This is a genomic window from Shewanella sp. Pdp11, from assembly GCF_002838165.1.
In the GTDB taxonomy this organism is placed as follows: Bacteria; Pseudomonadota; Gammaproteobacteria; order Enterobacterales; family Shewanellaceae; genus Shewanella; species Shewanella hafniensis.
This window is the reverse complement of sequence record NZ_CP015194.1, coordinates 4,864,005-4,881,325: the sequence shown is the minus strand read 5'-3', so window position 1 is coordinate 4,881,325 and position 17,321 is coordinate 4,864,005. Positions and strand designations below refer to the sequence as shown.

15 protein-coding genes and 1 riboswitch are annotated in these 17,321 nt (G+C 46.5%); of the genes, 9 read left to right on the top strand and 6 right to left on the bottom strand.

Annotated features, from left to right (window positions below; translation table 11 throughout):
* Positions 1–7: 7 nt before the first annotated feature.
* The 4 genes from AYJ58_RS21470 to AYJ58_RS21455 all read left to right on the top strand — a co-directional run bounded on the left by AYJ58_RS21470 (position 8) and on the right by AYJ58_RS21455 (position 4,437).
* Entirely contained in the window at positions 8–661 is a 654-nt protein-coding gene (locus AYJ58_RS21470; RefSeq protein WP_198555712.1) for a condensin complex protein MksE, read from the top strand.
* Positions 662–709: 48 nt separating this feature from the next.
* Positions 710–1,930 carry a phosphoenolpyruvate carboxylase gene (locus AYJ58_RS21465; RefSeq protein ID WP_106651658.1) on the top strand — a complete coding sequence of 407 codons (1,221 nt, stop codon included), beginning with the start codon at positions 710–712 and terminating at the stop codon, positions 1,928–1,930.
* Positions 1,918–2,790, top strand: coding sequence for a DUF7281 domain-containing protein (locus tag AYJ58_RS21460; protein ID WP_106651657.1), 873 nt, complete (start codon positions 1,918–1,920; stop codon positions 2,788–2,790). Before AYJ58_RS21465 ends, AYJ58_RS21460 begins: the two co-directional genes overlap by 13 nt.
* Before the next feature lie 402 nt (positions 2,791–3,192).
* Positions 3,193–4,437 (top strand): dicarboxylate/amino acid:cation symporter, encoded by a 1,245-nt coding sequence (locus AYJ58_RS21455; protein WP_006084179.1) that lies wholly within the window; start codon positions 3,193–3,195, stop codon positions 4,435–4,437.
* A 93-nt stretch (positions 4,438–4,530) separates the two neighbouring features.
* Here the strand turns inward: AYJ58_RS21455 and AYJ58_RS21450 are convergent, their stop codons facing one another.
* Positions 4,531–5,001, bottom strand: coding sequence for a hypothetical protein (locus AYJ58_RS21450; RefSeq protein ID WP_106651656.1), 471 nt, complete (start codon positions 4,999–5,001; stop codon positions 4,531–4,533).
* Positions 5,002–5,455: 454 nt separating this feature from the next.
* Entirely contained in the window at positions 5,456–5,950 is a 495-nt protein-coding gene (locus tag AYJ58_RS21445) for a TIGR00645 family protein (protein ID WP_006080109.1), read from the bottom strand.
* Between the two features lie 396 nt (positions 5,951–6,346).
* On the opposite strand from AYJ58_RS21445, the gene AYJ58_RS21435 reads away from it, so the two are divergent.
* On the top strand, positions 6,347–6,916 hold the full coding sequence (locus AYJ58_RS21435; protein ID WP_106651654.1) for a DUF7010 family protein: 570 nt from the start codon (positions 6,347–6,349) through the stop codon (positions 6,914–6,916).
* Between the two features lie 410 nt (positions 6,917–7,326).
* Here the strand turns inward: AYJ58_RS21435 and AYJ58_RS21430 are convergent, their stop codons facing one another.
* Together AYJ58_RS21430 and AYJ58_RS21425 are read right to left on the bottom strand one after the other, a co-directional pair.
* Entirely contained in the window at positions 7,327–7,512 is a 186-nt protein-coding gene (locus AYJ58_RS21430) for a hypothetical protein (protein WP_106651653.1), read from the bottom strand.
* A gap of 354 nt (positions 7,513–7,866) precedes the next feature.
* Positions 7,867–8,859, bottom strand: a complete 993-nt coding sequence (locus tag AYJ58_RS21425; protein WP_106651652.1) for a class 1 fructose-bisphosphatase — start codon at positions 8,857–8,859, stop codon at positions 7,867–7,869.
* A 264-nt stretch (positions 8,860–9,123) separates the two neighbouring features.
* On the opposite strand from AYJ58_RS21425, the gene AYJ58_RS21420 reads away from it, so the two are divergent.
* A complete protein-coding gene (locus tag AYJ58_RS21420; RefSeq protein WP_106651651.1) occupies positions 9,124–11,439 on the top strand; it encodes a S9 family peptidase in 2,316 nt (771 codons plus the stop codon).
* Between the two features lie 96 nt (positions 11,440–11,535).
* Here the strand turns inward: AYJ58_RS21420 and arcA are convergent, their stop codons facing one another.
* Positions 11,536–12,252: a two-component system response regulator ArcA gene (gene arcA / locus AYJ58_RS21415; RefSeq protein WP_006080127.1), complete on the bottom strand. Its 717-nt coding sequence runs from the start codon at positions 12,250–12,252 to the stop codon at positions 11,536–11,538.
* Positions 12,253–12,840: 588 nt separating this feature from the next.
* Here arcA and AYJ58_RS21410 point away from each other — a divergent pair.
* From AYJ58_RS21410 to AYJ58_RS21400, 3 genes are all read left to right on the top strand, one after another.
* Positions 12,841–13,275 (top strand): DUF3293 domain-containing protein, encoded by a 435-nt coding sequence (locus AYJ58_RS21410; protein WP_006080129.1) that lies wholly within the window; start codon positions 12,841–12,843, stop codon positions 13,273–13,275.
* 101 nt (positions 13,276–13,376) lie between these two features.
* Positions 13,377–13,551: riboswitch (Lysine riboswitch) on the top strand.
* A 150-nt stretch (positions 13,552–13,701) separates the two neighbouring features.
* Positions 13,702–15,057, top strand: a complete 1,356-nt coding sequence (gene lysC, locus AYJ58_RS21405) for a lysine-sensitive aspartokinase 3 (protein ID WP_063881752.1) — start codon at positions 13,702–13,704, stop codon at positions 15,055–15,057.
* Position 15,058: 1 nt separating this feature from the next.
* Positions 15,059–16,180, top strand: coding sequence for a succinylglutamate desuccinylase/aspartoacylase family protein (locus tag AYJ58_RS21400; protein WP_106651650.1), 1,122 nt, complete (start codon positions 15,059–15,061; stop codon positions 16,178–16,180).
* A 103-nt stretch (positions 16,181–16,283) separates the two neighbouring features.
* On the opposite strand, the gene AYJ58_RS21395 is transcribed toward AYJ58_RS21400, so the two are convergent.
* A complete protein-coding gene (locus AYJ58_RS21395) occupies positions 16,284–17,249 on the bottom strand; it encodes a zinc transporter ZntB (protein WP_012588585.1) in 966 nt (321 codons plus the stop codon).
* Positions 17,250–17,321: the final 72 nt, after the last annotated feature.

Below are 17,321 nucleotides of genomic sequence, written 5' to 3'. Positions count from 1 at the left end.
GAGCGCCATGAACGAATCGAACCAAACCGTATTAGTTGGCACTGGCGCGTTAATTGAGCTGTTACTCAAGGGCGAGTTTATTTGCCGCACTACCAATGAAGAAGGCTGGCGCGCCCTTAAAAATAACAGCACCCGCGAGCGGGTCGAAGCCTATCTTAATCAAATCAACCGTACCGTGGCGTCCGCCGCCGAAGGCGATGTGTTCTTCTGTGGTTATTTGCAGCTTGGCGATAGCGAACGCAAAGTGATTTCATCGCAGTTTAAAGATATCTGTCAGGCACTTATCCCGCTGGTGGAATGGCTGGTATTAGTGCAAGAAGCCAGTGGTCAAGATGCGCCGCTGAGCGAAGGTGCGCCCGTGCGTTTAACTGAGCTGCAAAGTCGCATCGAAGACACGCCGGCGTTCCGTGAGCAGTTAGCCAAACTCAGCCAATATCGTCTATTTGGCTCGACCAGTACCAACAGCGATGCGCAAATCAAATTAGTCTTCAAACGATTAGTCGAACTCGGCTATTTAGTGCGCCCCAATGCGGAGAAGCAAATCTATATCGCCACGGGTAAGCTGGATTATCTGTATGAAGTCATTCGTTTTATCGATGAAACCGAAGGTTTAAGCCTAGAAGCGCAGGCGGAAACGGCGACCCAGCGGGACTTAATCTAATGTTGGCACTGTTAAACCTAGGTAAAAGCTGCGACCAAGGAGGCCATGATGAGCAGTAACTTACATCAGGCGGGTGTGAAACTGCTCAAGCAGTTAGGTCGCCATGCTGACATTATTATGGACGCCTATTTGGCGGGTTCTCTTAACGAAGATGCGCATGATCCAAGCGTGGTTGAAAAGCTTAAACAGGCCGGTATTTTGTGGCGGCCAGAGCCAGATCAAGAGTTGCGGCTTAAACGCTCCGTGCGTGCCTTACTCGAAGAAGGCTTAAGCGACGAGCGTAATCGCCAAATCGACTCTAACGTCGGTTCGGCTCTCGCGACCATTAAAACCTTGGCCGACCACTACAAAGAGGCGCGTCATAGCTCTGATTACAGCGCCGCCGAGGCCTATTTATCGGATTTGAGCGAGCATGTTTATAGTTTCGCCGATAGTCTGCGTTATTCGATCCGTGTGCTCTGGGGCCGGATCAACAACGAGTTCGGTTATGTGGGTACGATCAACGCTAAGATCCGCGAAAACGAATTAGCCCAAAGCCAAGTGTCTGAATTGCTTAATGGCTTAGAGATGTTCCAGTTTAGTGAGCTAGGCGAAATCGCTGGCGATATCCGTGAGCTGCGCAAACTATTAGTGACGACTTTACAAGAAACCATGAGCGACTGCGCCCAGGAACTGAGCGTAGTGCAGGGACGTTTACTCGAACTCTTAGGTCGCTTTAGGCAAATCCGTGGCCGTACCCGTTTGCTCAAGGGCTGGTTGCTCTACACTGATTTGCATCCGGATTATCGGCCTGCGGACCATGTGTCCCACAAGGACATTCCGAGTCTTTTCAATCGCGCCGAAGTCTTGCTCGCACCTGCTGCGGTAGACGTGCACAACGCCAGCCAAGAGTTGGAGTTAATGGGTATAGTCGCGCATATCAAGGCTATCAGTCGTCATCCCGTGATTGAAGCGGTACGTGAGCGAGATGCGTCAGTGTCACTCACCCAAAGTGAAGACTTCGATGTGCCCGATAATCCACTTAAGCAGGCGGTGGATACCTATTTTGTCGATGTAATTGAGTCTGGTTTGCGCCAATCGGCGCTGGAATATCTGCTGGATAAGGCCTTGCCTTGGGAAGCCGAGAGCTGGATTTATCAAGTGATTGGTGGCTACGAAGGTCTGCCAGATGAACATAAAGCCTACTTTGAGCTTGAGCCATTAGGTGAGCCACATCCTATCTATAGCGGTAACTTTATCATTCGCGATGTTGAGTTATGGCTCGCCTAGGCCAGCAACAACTGCAACTGTTGGAGAAGGCTTTTATTAAGCGTTCTCCCAAGGTTAAGCTCACGGCTAACTGGCGCGCGATTTACCGCGAGTTAGAAGTGGGCGAGTTAGACGAGTCTGAAAAGCATTTGTGCTTCGCGCCCAAAGACTTTGATCTGCTAAGGCAAAGCGTATTGGCGCTAATGGGGCTCGATCTCAGGGATCTGGATTTCAATGTCGATCGCATGGCGATGTCCGCCAAAAGTCACGCTGAAAAGCTCGCTAAGATCCGTCCCGAAGCCGAATACGTTTTGATGAAGTATCTAGGTTTTGAATCGTCGCCAACTGGGATTTCAACACGCACATCACTACGTATTCCTTTGGATGAAGCGCAAAAGCATTGCCATGAACTCAATGTCGCCGCCATCTTAGTGGTTGAAAACTTGGATGTGTTTGACGTTATCCATCAAGCGCGTTTGCCACAGGATTTAACCCATGTGATGGTTATCTACCGAGGTAGCGGCCATCATTCCCCGATTGGCGTGCGGCACTTTTTACAAGCTATGGCAGGTAGATTGCCGGTTATCGCTTTTACCGACTTAGATCCCGCAGGGCTGCAAATCGCCCATACCTTAATGGGCGTGACCCATTACCTTGTGCCGCAACTTGCGCTAACGGCTGCTGCCGAGTTGTTGGCCATTGGGCAAATTAATTCAACCTATGATTTCGACAAGCAAGCGAAACAGACCAAATATCTTCAGCATGCCGATTTAAAGCGTTGGCAAGAATTAGCTTTTTGGCTAACTCAACACAGTATTAGCATTAAACAGCAACACCTGCTAGCTCACGGGCTTGAACTAGTGTTAGTGCCATATATTTAGTCATCACGCACTTTATCTCTCTGCTTTACACTAATTATCTAGTTTTAAATTCCGTTATAATTTGAATTTTAGTCATTAAGACTGAGGTCGATTTTCTAATTGTTTTTAATATGTTTTCATTGTGATTTATTGGTTTTCATTCTGTTTAAATATACGGTTTTAAATAAGTCTTTAGTCTGCTCATTGATTGAACATAATTATTTTTTATCATTAAAAATCAAATGAATGCTAATTTTCCGTGATGCGGTTAGCTTAATTCAAGATGAAAAAATGAAATTTATTCATTGAATTAACGGCTAGCATGTTTCACTATCCCCTGCCTAAGCCAAAAATGGATTGGCAATTGTGCTCATCATGGAAGATGAATAACAAAAAAACTACATTTCTGGGGAAACCACAAGCATGATTAAATCACTTTCGACGCGGATCTTTATAGGTCTGTTTGCGGGTCTTATTTTCGGCACAATAGTGCAGTACTTCTTAAACGATATCGGTTTCTTCTCGGACAATTTGGTCGAGCTTGCCGGCGGCGTTGGCACTATGTTCGTCAATATGATCATGATGCTAGTCGTGCCATTAGTGTTTGTGAGTATTGTTTGTGGTGTCTGTGAGCTGCAAGATCTCAAAAGTTTTGGCCGTTTAGGCGGTAAGACCTTCGGTTTCTATATCATCAATACCTTTGTCGCGATCGCGACGGCATTATTAGTCGTGCTGTTACTCGACCCAGGTAAAGGTGTCGATATGAGCAGCACAGACGGCCTGGCCATTACTGCAACTGAGCTGCCAAGTCTGATGGCACTGGTGATCGACATAGTCCCGCGTAACCCTGTGGCGGCGTTTATGTCGGGCAATATGTTGCAAGTGATCTTTATGGCCCTAATGCTTGGCGGCGTGATTAAGTCACTCGGTGAGCATGTCGCTGGCGCTGTGCAAGGTTTTCAAACCGCGAATAAAATCATGATGAAGCTGATTTCTGTGGTGATGAGCCTAGCGCCCTACGGTGTGTTTGCCTTGATGTTCAAGCTCGGCGCGACCTTAGATGCTGGCGTGTTTATGAGCGTAGTTGAGTACATGGTGCTGATCCTCGCGCTGCTACTACTGTGGATTTTTGTGGTTTACCCAATGGCGGTGGGCATATTTACCCCAATTTCGGCCAAAACCTTCCGCGAGAAGACCCAAGAGCAAGTGTTGTTTTCACTGTCGACCGCAAGCTCGAATGCGACGATTCCTGTGACTATGCGTACCTTAACCGAAAAGTTAGGTGTGAATCGCGCGGTAGCAGGCTTTGGTGTGCCGCTCGGCGCGACCATGAACATGGGCGGCGTGGCGATTTACATCACTATCGCGATTTTCTTTGTCGCTAACGCCTTTGGTATGCCTATCACCTCTGATCAATTGCCTTCGCTGCTATTTAGCATCTTCCTGCTCTCTGTCGGTGCCGGCGGTGTGCCCGGCGGCGGCATGGTGATGATAGGCGTGTTAATCCATCAAATGGGTTTACCGATAGAAGCCTTCGCCATTGTCGCGGCGTTAGATCGCATTATCGATATGGTGCTGACTTCTTGTAACGTGGTAGGTGATGCTGCGGTATTGACCATAGTGGACCAAACCGAGAAAGTGCATCAGGTTGAACTAGCAAAGAGCTAATCTGGACGTTAAGTCATATACCATAAATGCAAAAAGCCACTGTCATCAGTGGCTTTTTGTTTTTACGATTTGATTAAATGCTGATTGAGGTGACTACTTGGCACAATCTTGTTTCAGTCTGACCACTGCATCGGCAAAGCCTACGGCAACGAGGTCTGCACTAGTGTATTTGCTAGAGCGAAAAGATACTGCTTCAAGGTGTATTTGTTGAGCCTGCAGTTCACCTAAACTTGCCCATAGATCTGGGTTGGCTGTGCCCCCGCTGCTGAAATTCATCAGTGAGCCAGTACCATGCAATTTCAGCTTAGCCTGTTCGCCACTGGTAATGATGAGTACGCTAGGATCACCATTAAATGCGAAGGATTCCGACATAGTGACATTGATGCTAGGTTGCAGATCTCCAACGGAACAGGCCAAGGTTAATTTGAGATTTTTATCGATAAAATCGATGCTATGACTCTTCAGTGGTATTCCTTCTGCGTTTAGAGTTGAGGCCAAATCTTCCTTGGCATGGGCGTAGCCAATATGGCTGACGAGCATGAGAGCCAGTAACTGTGTTTTCACTTTACTACCTTGCGCTTACAGTAATGTTTACTTACGAATGGATGCGTTAGTGACGAGTTTGTCAAAAAGGGTGGCGATTATAGAGTTTTTTGACACTTTTGGGTAAGTATTTTAATAGATTTAAACCGTATGACTGATATCTAGATATTTAACACAATAAGTTGAAAGAATAGATATTACAAATAGCCGTATTAAGATTTAAATGAGTGCTGATTAATGAGTCAACAAGGTGAAAATAAAGTTGGGATGTGTGGGATCAGTCATGCGTTAAATAGTGGGTTTTAATATTATTTTTTGGATTTTTTGGGTTTTTATTTTGTTAAAAGGCCACTCAATAGAGTGGCTTTTTAATTTAGCAGAAACGAATGAAACGTTATCTTCGTTTAGTTTTTACTTTCAAAACCTTACACAGCGTTAACACCGTGTTCGCTCCACTTACGAAGGCTCGAACTTGCTACTTACCAGCGCGGGTCATTTTATCTAAATACCCCATGGCAAAGGCGGACAACACAAAGGTGATGTGGATTAATAGGTACCACATGATTTTATCGTTATCGATATTCTTCACATCCATAAAGATTTTTAGTAGATGAATGGATGAAATCGCCACAATAGAAGCGGCGACTTTGTTTTTTAATGAGCCAGAATCTAACTTACCGAGCCAACTGAGCTTCTCACTGTCTTCGCCCACATCTAATTGTGACACGAAGTTTTCATAGCCAGAAAACATCACCATCACAATCAGGCCGCCGACTAGAGTGATATCAATTAAGGACAGGGTGACCAGCACCAGATCCACTTCGGTCATCTCAAAAATAATCGGCAGAATATGGAAGATCTCTTGGAAGAATTTAATGCCTAAACCGATTAGGACTAGGCTTAATCCCAAGTAAATCGGCGCCATAATCCAGCGAGATGCATACATTAGCCTTTCAAATATTTTTTCCATATTCCATTTAACCCTTAATCTAAAAATGCGGTAAAAAATCGAGTTACCAACGACTAAAACAGTAACATCGCGCATTTTAGGCGCGCGATAACCCTAGGGTAAAGCGTGAGATATATGCTGTTATTGCGCTTTCTGTTGACATTGTCGTCATCTAAACCCGATTCAGGGTTTAGCAGCGCGGCAGCGTCTAACTTACTCATGTCTTCGATATGTTTGATTGTCGCTTTTTTCAAGCAGATACCAAAGTAAATTCAGCAATAGAGGATCACGTTTTTACACTTTTTAGGACTTTGTTGAAAGAGGTGACATTTGTCATCTTCTATTGCTGACAACTCACACTGCCGTGATTTAGCGGATATAGGGATACTAAAGCCATACCAACAAGGAGGCTTAATCATGCAACATAAATCACTGGACCAACAATTAATCGAATACCGCCAAAAACGTGCTTTAGCTATGCCTTTATCCGGCATGATAGTGTGGAGCTTACTGTTTATATTGAGCTTTGTATTAACTCCTTCGCAGTTGGTGATGGCTGTATTTATCGGAACGGGTTCTATTGTCTATCTTGCTATGGGAGTTTCGCGGCTGACGGGCGAGAATATCTCCTTCAAGAAAAGCACAGATCGTAATTGGTTTGAGACTGTGTTTTTGGCTGCGATGGGGATGAGTTTTTTAACCTTTAGCATCAGTATTCCCTTTTTTATAGAAAACTATTTAGCCCTGCCTTTCGCCCTTGCGGTGCAAACAGGTTTAATGTGGTTAGTCCACGGTGTTTTAGCGGCGCAAAAGGTGGCGATTGTGCATGCAATTGTGCGCACTGTGGCTTGCGTGGCTGCTTTTATGTTGTGGCCTGAGTTGAGTTTTCAGCTTCAACCTTTAATTGTGGTGGTATGTTATGGGTTCTCTATCCCAGTGATGCAGCGCCGTTGGAAGATTCAGCAAAATTTTTGTGTTGCGGGTTAGTGGTTAGTAGGTTTTGCGGCCTTACGGCCGAGGTAAGTCAAAGTCGGGGTCTTCACCCCCCAATCAATTGTGATGATTTGATTGGAGTTACACTAACAAAGTTATCGCAGCTATTAATTGCAGCCTAACGGCTGAGGTGAATCAAAGTCGTGGGTCTTCAACCCACACCCGACCAAAAGGGGAAAAGCGCCTGTTCCCCTTTTGGAAATCCCCCGGCGTCCCTAGCGAAGTTATATGCATTGGTTAGTGGCTTCGTGCTTATTCGAAAATCGCTAACGCTTCCGATGGGGCGTCCCTTCCCCCCGAAAGCTACGCAGACGTCCTGTCTGCGTCACGCTATTTTCTTCAACGCCCTTCAGCAACTTCGCAGGGGAGGTGAACTTCTATTGCCTTGGTGTTAGCTGTTAGTCCTAAAGATTTGTACCTGTCCCATCTTTCGCAACCGTTGATATCGCCTGTGCTACTTTTTCTTCTGTATCTTTCAAAATCTCTTTTGACTCCTTTTCCAATTTTGCTGTCAGTTTTGAGAAACCAGGTATGTTTCTTAGCTTTTCAACGGCATCACCTAATTTAACACTTTTATCTAAAGCATCCATCAAGGGGTGATCTGAACTGGCAGTTAGACATGGACGTTGTTCGGCAAGGACTCTTGTTAACAAAGAGGCAAGAGGGAATTGCTGTTGATCCCCTCTTGGTCGGGTGTGGGGTGAAGCCCCACGACTTTGACTTATCTCGGCCGTAAGGCCGCAATCGATATAGCATTGTGCTAAACAGCACGAATATTAGGCTGAGGGGTGAAGCCCACGACTTTGACTTGCCTCGGCCGTTAGGCCGCAATTTCTTCAGCGGTAAAGCCGCATCACAACTCAAATGTCGTATTCTGCGACAATAAAAAAGCCACTGTGTTCAGTGGCTTTTATCATGAAAAATCAGAAAGTAAGCGATTCGGCTTACTCTATATTTGGTTCTTCACTGTAATCGATACCGTGGTAGCTCAGGCAAGCGTCGACTTCGTTGCTGCTGCCTAGGATGACGGCAACACGTTGGTGAATTTGTGTTGGTTGAATATCCAAAATGGTTTCATAACCGGTAGAAGCCTTACCGCCGGCTTGTTCGACTAAGAAAGCCATTGGATTGGCTTCGTACATCAAGCGCAGTTTGTACGGTTTTTTCGGATCTTTATTGTCTGTTGGGTAGGTGAAAATACCGCCACGTGATAGCACGCGGTGTACGTCGCCGACCATGGCCGCAATCCAGCGCATGTTGAATGATTTTTCGCGTGGGCCAATTTTACCGAGCAGTAAATCGGCAATATAGGTTTGCATTGGCGCTTCCCAAAAACGTTGGTTCGACATGTTAATGGCAAACTCTTGGGTCTCTGGGCTAATGCTCATGGCGGCGTTAGTCAGTAAAAATTCATTGGTTTCTGGGTGCAAAGTAAAGAGTTGCACGCCTTGGCCAGTGGTTAATGCCAGCATGGTCGATGGACCATAAAGTACATAACCTGCGGCTAATTGCGCGCGGCCAGATTGTAAAAAGCTGGTTTCAGTCAACTCGCCAGCAGGGGCGGGCAGGACAGAAAAGATAGTGCCGACTAACGAGTTGATATCTATGTTAGATGAGCCATCTAGTGGATCGAAACACACCAGATATTGACCATTTTGGCTGACTTCAACTACATGATCTTCTTCTTCCGATGCCAAACCGCGCACTGTACCGTCAGCTTTTAATGCATCTTTGAGCATGTCGTTGGTGATGATATCCAGTTTTTTCTGGGTTTCACCTTGGACGTTTTCTTGCTCAGTCGCGCCTAACACGCCTGCAAGCGCACCGTGGCGAACGGCATGGCTAATGGCTTTTGAGGTGTCGGCTAAGGTTAAAATGAGGTGGGAGAGGGAGTCGTTCACTGCCTGTGAGGTCAGGTGCTGGGTCAGAGTCTGCATGTTATGTCCTTTAGAGGTTCAACAATGAGGTCAATTTCGTTATTTGCCGCGAATGATAACTCAGTTAGTCGACAATTTCAGCGATGTTGCTGATGCTTTTAGCGAATATTAGGGCTTTTAGGGATTATTTGGACTGAGCCTACGAGATGATCCTAATTTGTATCGGCATATTGCATGCGCTTTCTATTTGTAGCGCGCCTCTGGCACAATGGCGGCAGTTTTTTAATCGCCAGCCTAAGGCGAGTACACTTCCAAGGAATAATAATGATTAAAAATAGGTTAACTTGGTTCCCTGCGAGCTCGCTTAAGGTGCGCGCCGTTCCCCTACTGATAGCGAGCCAAATGGCCATGATTTCGACAGCAATGATTTCAACAACCACCCCAGCTTTGGCAATGGAAGGCGGCAAACTGCCATTGACGATTGAGCGAATGAATGCCTCGCCCGCCTTAGCAGGCACCAGTCCCCGTGGTTTAAAATTGTCACCCGATGGGCTGCGCGTCACCTATCTTGCTGGCCGTAAAGACAATCAAAGTTTTTATGATCTCTGGCAGATGGATGTCAAAAGCGGTGAGTCGAGTTTGCTATTAAACGCCGATAAACTTGCGACCAATGAATTATCCGATGAAGAAAAAGCCCGCCGCGAGCGCCAACGTATTTATGGTGAAGGCATTATGGAGTACTTCTGGGCCGATGATAGCCAAGCGCTATTAATTCCGGCCTCTGGCAATCTGTATTACTTTTCCCTCGTCGACAATAGCGTGACTCAATTGCCGATTGGCGAAGGGTTTGCTACAGATGCACGCTTATCGCCCAAGGGGCATTTTGTGTCTTTCGTGCGGGATCAAAATTTGTATGTGTTAGATCTGGCGACGAAAAAACTCCAAGCTATGACGACCGATGGCGGCGGGGCAATTAAAAATGCCATGGCTGAGTTTGTCGCTCAAGAAGAAATGGATCGCATGACCGGTTACTGGTGGGCGCCCGATGAATCGGCTATCGCCTTCACCCGTATCGACGAATCTGCGGTCGAGCAAGTGACGCGCAATGAGATCTATGCCGATGGCATTAAACTCACCGAGCAGCGTTATCCTGCTGCAGGTAAAAACAACGTCGACATCGCATTAGGTGTGGTCACGCTAAAAGATAAGGCCATCAATTGGGTGAGCCTGCGCGAAGAGAATAGCAAAGACAAGAGCAAAGACATTTATCTGCCGCGTGTCGATTGGTTGCCCGATAGCAAACACTTGTCGTTCCAGTGGCAGAGCCGCGATCAACATCAGCTCGATTTGCAGTTAGTGGCGTTAGATGCACTGACTAAGCCAAAAACCTTAGTGAAAGAACGCAGTGATGCTTGGGTAAACCTCAATAACGATCTGCACTTCTTAAAGCAGCAGTCTGCCTTTATTTGGGCGTCTGAGCGTGACGGCTTTAATCATCTGTATCTTTTTGACTTAAAAGGCAAACTCAAAACGCAATTGACTAAGGGCGAGTGGGCTGTCGATGAGCTGGAATACATAGATGAAACCGCAGGCTGGGTGTATTTCACTGGCCGCAAAGACACGCCAATCGAAAAACAGCTTTATCGCGTGCCGTTAGCGGGCGGCAAGGTTGAGCGCGTGAGCAAGCAAGCGGGGATGCACAATCCTGTTTTCGCCGATAATCAGAGCGTATATCTGGATTATTTCAACAGCTTATCTCAGCCACCGCAAATCAGTTTACACGGTGACGAGGGCCAGCAACTGGCTTGGGTCGAGCAAAATGCGGTTAAGCAAGGTCATCCTTTATATGATTATGCGGGACTATGGCAAATCCCTGAATTTGGTGAACTGAAAGCCGAAGATGGCCAAGTGCTGCAAACCCGCTTATTCAAACCCGTTCCCTTCGATGCAAGCAAGAAATACCCTGTCGTAGTGCGAGTTTACGGTGGGCCGCACGCCCAGTTAGTGACTAATAGTTGGAGCGAGCAGGACTACTTTACCCAGTATCTGGTGCAACAAGGCTATGTGGTATTCCAGTTGGATAACCGCGGCAGCGCCCACAGAGGCACTCAGTTCGAGCAGGTGATTTACCGTCATTTGGGCGAAGCTGAAGTGAATGATCAAAAACTGGGGGTGGAGTATTTACGGAGTCAGCCCTTTGTCGATGCCGATAATGTGGCGATTTACGGCCACAGTTACGGTGGTTATATGGCCTTGATGAGTTTATTTAAGGCGCCAGATTACTTTAAAGCCGCGATTTCGGGCGCACCTGTGACCGACTGGCGCTTGTATGACACCCATTATACTGAACGTTACTTAGGTCACCCCGAAGGTAATGAAAAGGGTTATGAAGCCAGCAGCGTGTTTCCTTACGTGAAAAACTATCAAGCAGGTCTATTGATGTATCACGGCATGGCTGACGATAACGTCTTGTTTGAAAACAGCACTCGGGTTTATAAAGCGCTGCAGGATGAAGGCAAATTATTCCAGATGATCGATTATCCTGGATCTAAACATTCGATGCGTGGCGAGAAAGTGCGTAATCACTTATATCGCTCATTAGCGGATTTCCTTGATAGACAGCTGGAAAGCGCTAAGTAACAGGCATAAAAAAACCAGATCCTAAGATCTGGTTTTTTGTGGATTGATGCTTATCAAATCAATCCTGCTTCTCATGCGGGTGTTGCTTAGCGGCGATTAGCCTTCTAAGTTGCCGCAAAAGCGATAGCCTTCACCGTGAATAGTGGCGATGATTTCTGGCGTATCTGGCAAGCTTTCGAAATGCTTACGGATACGACGGATAGTCACGTCTACAGTACGATCGTGTGGCTTAAGTTCACGGCCAGTCATTTTCATCAGTAGATCGGCACGAGTCAAAATTTTGCCTGGGTTTTCAACAAAGTGCAGCATAGCGCGGAATTCGCTACGTGGCAGTTTGTAAGATTCACCCTGTGGGCTCACTAATGAACGGCTGTTGATCTCTAGGCTCCAATCGTTGAAGCGATAGTATTCTACTGAGCTCTTTTCTTCGACTTCGGCACCAGCGCTGTTGACGCGAGTCAGAAGGTTACGAGCACGAATCGTCAATTCACGTGGGTTGAACGGCTTGGTAATATAATCGTCCGCGCCAATTTCAAGTCCAAGGATTTTGTCGACTTCGTTGTCACGACCTGTCAGGAAGATCAGACCGATGTTGTTGATTTCACGTAGTTCACGTGCCAACAACAGGCCATTCTTGCCTGGCAAGTTAATGTCCATAACGACCAAGTTAATTTTGTTTTCCTGCATAGCCTTATGCATTTCTGCGCCATCATTGGCCTCAGTTACCACATACCCTTCTGCCTCGAAAATACTTCTCAGCGTGTTACGGGTAACGGCTTCATCTTCAACGATCAGAATGTGCGGATTTTGCATATTATTTACCTAAATTTTAATCAGTTTATACTAACCAATAAGAGCAACTTACTTCGGGCTCTTATATTCATAAAAGCGTTGATACTTCCTTGAACTGCTTTGTGCTCAAAAGGAAAATCTTTACGGTGACATCTATATCTGGATGTAGATTAAGTGCACGTTTAAGTGTAATACGAGAAAACGTAATCAGTACCAACTTCGATAAGCAATAGTTAGAATAAGTTCCTTAACTATTGTTTTTTTTAAATGTTTAAAAGACAAATCAAATGTAGAACACATTTTAAACAGATGCCCGGTCAGTTCACGTTACTTAAAGCGATATATGTAACAAACTGTATTGAACGATAAGCATCTTGCTCAATCTGTTTCAACTCACCAGTACGTACATTGTACTCGTTTTAGTCATTTGTTAACAAATGAAATGTTAACAAATTTTAGGTGAGTCGAGGTTTTTACCATGATATTTACTTTAGCTATTGATTAGTATAACTAATGTATTTGCGATTCCTGTGAGCCAGTTCACGCCTCTTTGGATTTTACAATCACTCTGCTACACTAGCCTGGGTTCATTTTTCGATTAGACTACCAATGGACAATACGACTCAAGATTTGTGGCAATGTTACCAAGCGCCGTTATTTTTGCTGACTCAAGCATTATCCTGTGATTTTTCCTTTGCTGTTATTACCGCTCATAATCCCGCTTCAAAGCTGCTTTCTCCCAGTCAAAACCGTTTACTCGATCGCCAACTTCTCCGTGAAATTGAATTACTCGGCAGTCCCTATCGTGCTTTAGTGGGCGCGGCGCCGGATTTATCCCACATGGAAAAAAGCTGGGCCGTGTTTATCGATAGAACGATGGCGCTGCAATTGGGGAAGAAATTTAATCAGTACGCGATTTATGTAGTCGAACAAGGGGAGGTGAGCTTAGTGCCTTGCACTTTGGCCGGACATGATGAAGTGTGTTTAGGCAAATTTAGTGATTATGTGCAGCTGGTATACGAGTTGCCCGATTTAAGCACTTAGTTGTTTTCAAAAGATTTTATTTAAATTATTCATTTGTTATGAAATTAGCATTGACTTCATTAGGGGTTTATTGCTACTTTTTTCGTCCCTTTCCCTAGGAAAGGAACAGAAGAGGAGCGTTAACTAGGTAGTCGGTCAGAGGAGCACAAACTCCAGCGATGACTGATGAGGGAGATTAACGCCGAGGCATAGATATGGTTGTTGCATGTTTATGTCGGTCGCTCAGGCTGAATCCTGACGATTGTCACCTGTAATTGGTGGAGAGCTTCTGGTGACGATTGCTGTTTCCCTTCTTTTGGGGTGCGTTATCATTGAGCACCAGGCTCTTCGAACGAAGTTAGTTCGGAGTGTGATCATGTTAGTTAATCAATATTTTATTCAATCTGCGTTTATTTCTTGCCCTACGTGTTTCACGGAGGTGCGCTAATGTCCCTCGTTGTCGCAAAATTTGGTGGCACCTCAGTCGCCGACTATAACGCTATGAATCGCTGTGCCGACATAGTGTTAGCCAATCCTCATTGCCGTTTAGTCGTGGTCAGCGCATCGAGTGGCGTGACCAATCTGTTAGTGGAATTGACTCAAGAATCCATCAACGACGATGGTCGATTACAGCGATTAAAACAAATTGCCCAAATTCAATATGCGATTTTAGATAAGCTTGGTCGTCCTAACGATGTGGCCGCCGCATTAGATAAATTATTGAGTCGCATGTCAGTATTGAGTGACGCGCTCGCATCACAACGCAGCAAAGCGACCATGGATGAGTTGTTGTCCCTCGGTGAGCAATGTTCTTCGGCGTTGTTTTCAGCAGTCATCCGCGAGAAAGGTGTTAACTCCAGCGCCTTCGATGTACGCCGAGTATTACGTACCGACAGCCACTTTGGCCGCGCGGAACCTCAGGTTGAGCAGATTGCGACTTTAGCTCGTGATTATCTTCAGCCACTGCTAGCGGAACAAGTGATTGTCACACAAGGCTTTATCGGTGCCGATGAAGCAGGTCAAACGACAACATTAGGCCGCGGTGGTAGTGATTATTCTGCTGCGCTGTTAGCCGAAGCGTTACGCGCCTCAGCGGTAGAGATTTGGACCGATGTCGCAGGGATTTATACAACCGATCCGCGCCTTGCGCCCAATGCCTTTCCGATTGCCGAGATCAGCTTTAATGAAGCCGCCGAGATGGCGACCTTTGGTGCCAAGGTATTGCATCCTGCGACCATTCTTCCTGCCGTTCGTCAGCAAATTCAAGTGTTTGTGGGTTCAAGTAAAGAGCCTGAAAAGGGCGGGACTTGGATCCGTCATCAAGTGGAAGATGCGCCCGTATTCCGCGCTGTGGCTTTGCGCCGCGACCAAACCCTGTTAAATCTTCACAGCTTGCAAATGTTGCATGCACAGGGCTTTTTAGCGGAAACCTTTGCGACATTGGCGCGACATAAGATCAGTGTGGATTTAATTACCACCTCAGAAGTGAACGTGTCTCTAACCCTCGATAAAACTGGCTCAGATTCAAGTGGCCAAGGTTTGTTGAGTGAGGCATTGTTGCAAGAATTATCACAGCATTGCCGGGTGCGCGTCGAAGATGGATTAGCCTTAGTGGCGATTATCGGTAACCGCATTGCGACCACGCCGGGTATTTGTCGCCGTGTGTTTGAAGTGTTAGAACCACACAATGTGCGGATGATTTGCCAAGGCGCCAGCCCACATAATCTGTGTGTGTTAGTGGCAGAATCGGAAGCGGCGCAAGTGGTGAAATCGCTGCATCAAAATCTGTTCGAAGGCGCTTAATATGCCGCCGACAACATCGTCCCTGCAAATTGGGGAGCTTGCCGCAGGGCAAGCGCTTACCTTGCCTATTTACCATTTTAAGCCGAGCGACGATAAGGTGACTGGCCCCAAAGTGTATATTCAGGCCAATGTACACGGCGCTGAAGTGCAAGGTAATGCGGTGATTTATCAGTTGATGAAGCAGCTCGAACTCTGTGACATCCGCGGTGAAATCACCTTAGTACCATTAGCCAATCCCCTTGGGATCAACCAAAAAAGTGGTGAGTTTACCCTCGGCCGATTTGACCCTATTACGGGGGCGAACTGGAATCGTGAGTATTTGAATCATGCTATCGATTTGCCAACTTGGTATAGCGAACATGCCAAGCTCAGTGATAACGAGCTGATCCAAGCTTATCGCAGTACTTTGGTTGAAGCCTGTCAGCAAAAATTACGGCATGAATGGGGCATTACAACCGGCCATAGGCTTGCGGTCAACTTGCAGATAATGGCCCATGGCGCGGATATAGTGCTCGATCTGCATACGGGTCCTAAATCCTGTAAGCATTTGTATTGTCCTGAATATGACTTAGCTGCCGCACAGTATTTGTCGATCCCTTATACGCTCGTTATCCCCAATACCTTTGGTGGTGCTATGGATGAAGCAGCGTTTTGTCCTTGGTGGCAATTAAGTGATTTTGCAAAAGCACAGGGGCGCGATCTAGCCGTTGCTGTGTCAGCGTTAACCTTAGAATTGGCGAGCCAAGAGCGCGTCTGTCTTGAGGATGCGTTGGTTGATGCCCAAGGGATTTTGGCATATTTAAGCTACCGCGGCGTGATCGCTGAAACCGTTGCGCCCGCTAAAATGCAGCGCTTTGGTTGTTACCTTAAGGACTATAAAAAGTATCACGCGCCAAGTGCTGGGTTAGTGGAATATCTCGCGCTTGTGGGTGAACCACTGGCTGCGGGACAGCCCTTAGTAAATTTACTGCGAATGGATTTATACGGTACGGCGGATGAGCTAAAGACGGTCCGTTTGCCGCAGGACTGCGTGCCGATTTTGCACTTTGCTTCGGCATCTGTGCACCAAGGGACAGAGCTTTATAAAGTCATGACTCATGTGTTTGAGTTGCCGACGACATAATCGCCCGCTTAGAGCATAAGCATTAGCTCATAACATTCAGCTTATAAGAATGAACGAAAACAACGCCAATCCTAATCGATTGGCGTTGTTGTTTTTAAGGTGGCTATAACCACTTAAATCGATAAAACAGCGCCATTTGTAGGGCGACGAGTGAGATTAATATGCCGCAGAAGGTGGCGAAGGCCCAAGTGTTGTCGGCGCCCGGTATGCCGCCAATATTGACCCCGAGTAAGCCGGTTAAAAAGCCTAATGGTAAGAAGATGGCCGACACTAAGGATAAGAAATATAAGCGTTTATTGAGCTGTTCCGATTGTTGGCTGAGTAATTCTTCCTGAGTCACATTCGCCCTATCGCGCAGGGCATCGAGATCTTCAATGGTGCGGATAAGCTTATCATTTGTTTCCCTGAGTTTAAGTCGCTCCGAATCGTTAAACAGACTAACTTGCTCGGAAATCATTTTTGAAAAGGCTTCACGCTGGGGCGCTAAATAGCGGCGAATGGCGACAGTTTGGCGGCGTAGTTCAGCGATATCGGTGCGTAAGTCTTTTACATTGCCCGAGACAACGAGCTCTTCTAAATCAGAGAGTTGTTCTTCTAACTTATCGATGAACTCGACTTTACGGTTAGTGAGTCGCTCGCAGACAGCGACGATAAAGTCGCCCGTAGTTGCAGGCCCATTGCCCTCAAGGATCAGCTCGGCGACATCTTTGACCGACTGTAACTCGCGATCGCAGGTGGATATGATCCGCTGTTTATCGGCATAAATACGCACGGCCACCATGTCTTCGGGAGCTGAATTGGGGTTGAGGTTGACGCCGCGTAACGCGAGTAATATGCCTTCGCCGGCGATAACGGCGCGGGGGCGAGTATCTTGGGCGAGTAGGGCATCACTCTCGACCTTCGGCAGGCCGCTATTGAGTATCCAGTGGCGCGCCTTTTTATTGCGATAGCGAAGGTGCAACCAGAGTAGGCCATCCTGCGGATCCCATTTTTCGATCTGTTCTAAGCTTAAGGTGGAACCCGCTTGGGCGCCGCTTAGCACTAAACTGTAGATAAATCCTTCGTGCATATCGCATTCCATATAACTTTCAAAATCATACAAACAAGCTAACTGATTTTGCCATGAAAATGAAGTCAGTAC

What these genes read in the sequence shown, in the direction of transcription:
- AYJ58_RS21420 (WP_106651651.1), top strand. Translation starts at nt 9,124, where the DNA reads ATGATTAAAAATAGGTTAACTTGGTTCCCTGCGAGCTCGCTTAAGGTG.
- lysC (WP_063881752.1), top strand. Translation starts at nt 13,702, where the DNA reads ATGTCCCTCGTTGTCGCAAAATTTGGTGGCACCTCAGTCGCCGACTAT.
- AYJ58_RS21455 (WP_006084179.1), top strand. Translation starts at nt 3,193, where the DNA reads ATGATTAAATCACTTTCGACGCGGATCTTTATAGGTCTGTTTGCGGGT.
- AYJ58_RS21410 (WP_006080129.1), top strand. Translation starts at nt 12,841, where the DNA reads ATGGACAATACGACTCAAGATTTGTGGCAATGTTACCAAGCGCCGTTA.
- arcA (WP_006080127.1), bottom strand. Translation starts at nt 12,252, where the DNA reads ATGCAAAATCCGCACATTCTGATCGTTGAAGATGAAGCCGTTACCCGT.
- AYJ58_RS21470 (WP_198555712.1), top strand. Translation starts at nt 8, where the DNA reads ATGAACGAATCGAACCAAACCGTATTAGTTGGCACTGGCGCGTTAATT.
- AYJ58_RS21395 (WP_012588585.1), bottom strand. Translation starts at nt 17,249, where the DNA reads ATGCACGAAGGATTTATCTACAGTTTAGTGCTAAGCGGCGCCCAAGCG.
- AYJ58_RS21430 (WP_106651653.1), bottom strand. Translation starts at nt 7,512, where the DNA reads ATGGATGCTTTAGATAAAAGTGTTAAATTAGGTGATGCCGTTGAAAAG.
- AYJ58_RS21465 (WP_106651658.1), top strand. Translation starts at nt 710, where the DNA reads ATGAGCAGTAACTTACATCAGGCGGGTGTGAAACTGCTCAAGCAGTTA.
- AYJ58_RS21460 (WP_106651657.1), top strand. Translation starts at nt 1,918, where the DNA reads ATGGCTCGCCTAGGCCAGCAACAACTGCAACTGTTGGAGAAGGCTTTT.
- AYJ58_RS21400 (WP_106651650.1), top strand. Translation starts at nt 15,059, where the DNA reads ATGCCGCCGACAACATCGTCCCTGCAAATTGGGGAGCTTGCCGCAGGG.
- AYJ58_RS21425 (WP_106651652.1), bottom strand. Translation starts at nt 8,859, where the DNA reads ATGCAGACTCTGACCCAGCACCTGACCTCACAGGCAGTGAACGACTCC.
- AYJ58_RS21445 (WP_006080109.1), bottom strand. Translation starts at nt 5,950, where the DNA reads ATGGAAAAAATATTTGAAAGGCTAATGTATGCATCTCGCTGGATTATG.
- AYJ58_RS21435 (WP_106651654.1), top strand. Translation starts at nt 6,347, where the DNA reads ATGCAACATAAATCACTGGACCAACAATTAATCGAATACCGCCAAAAA.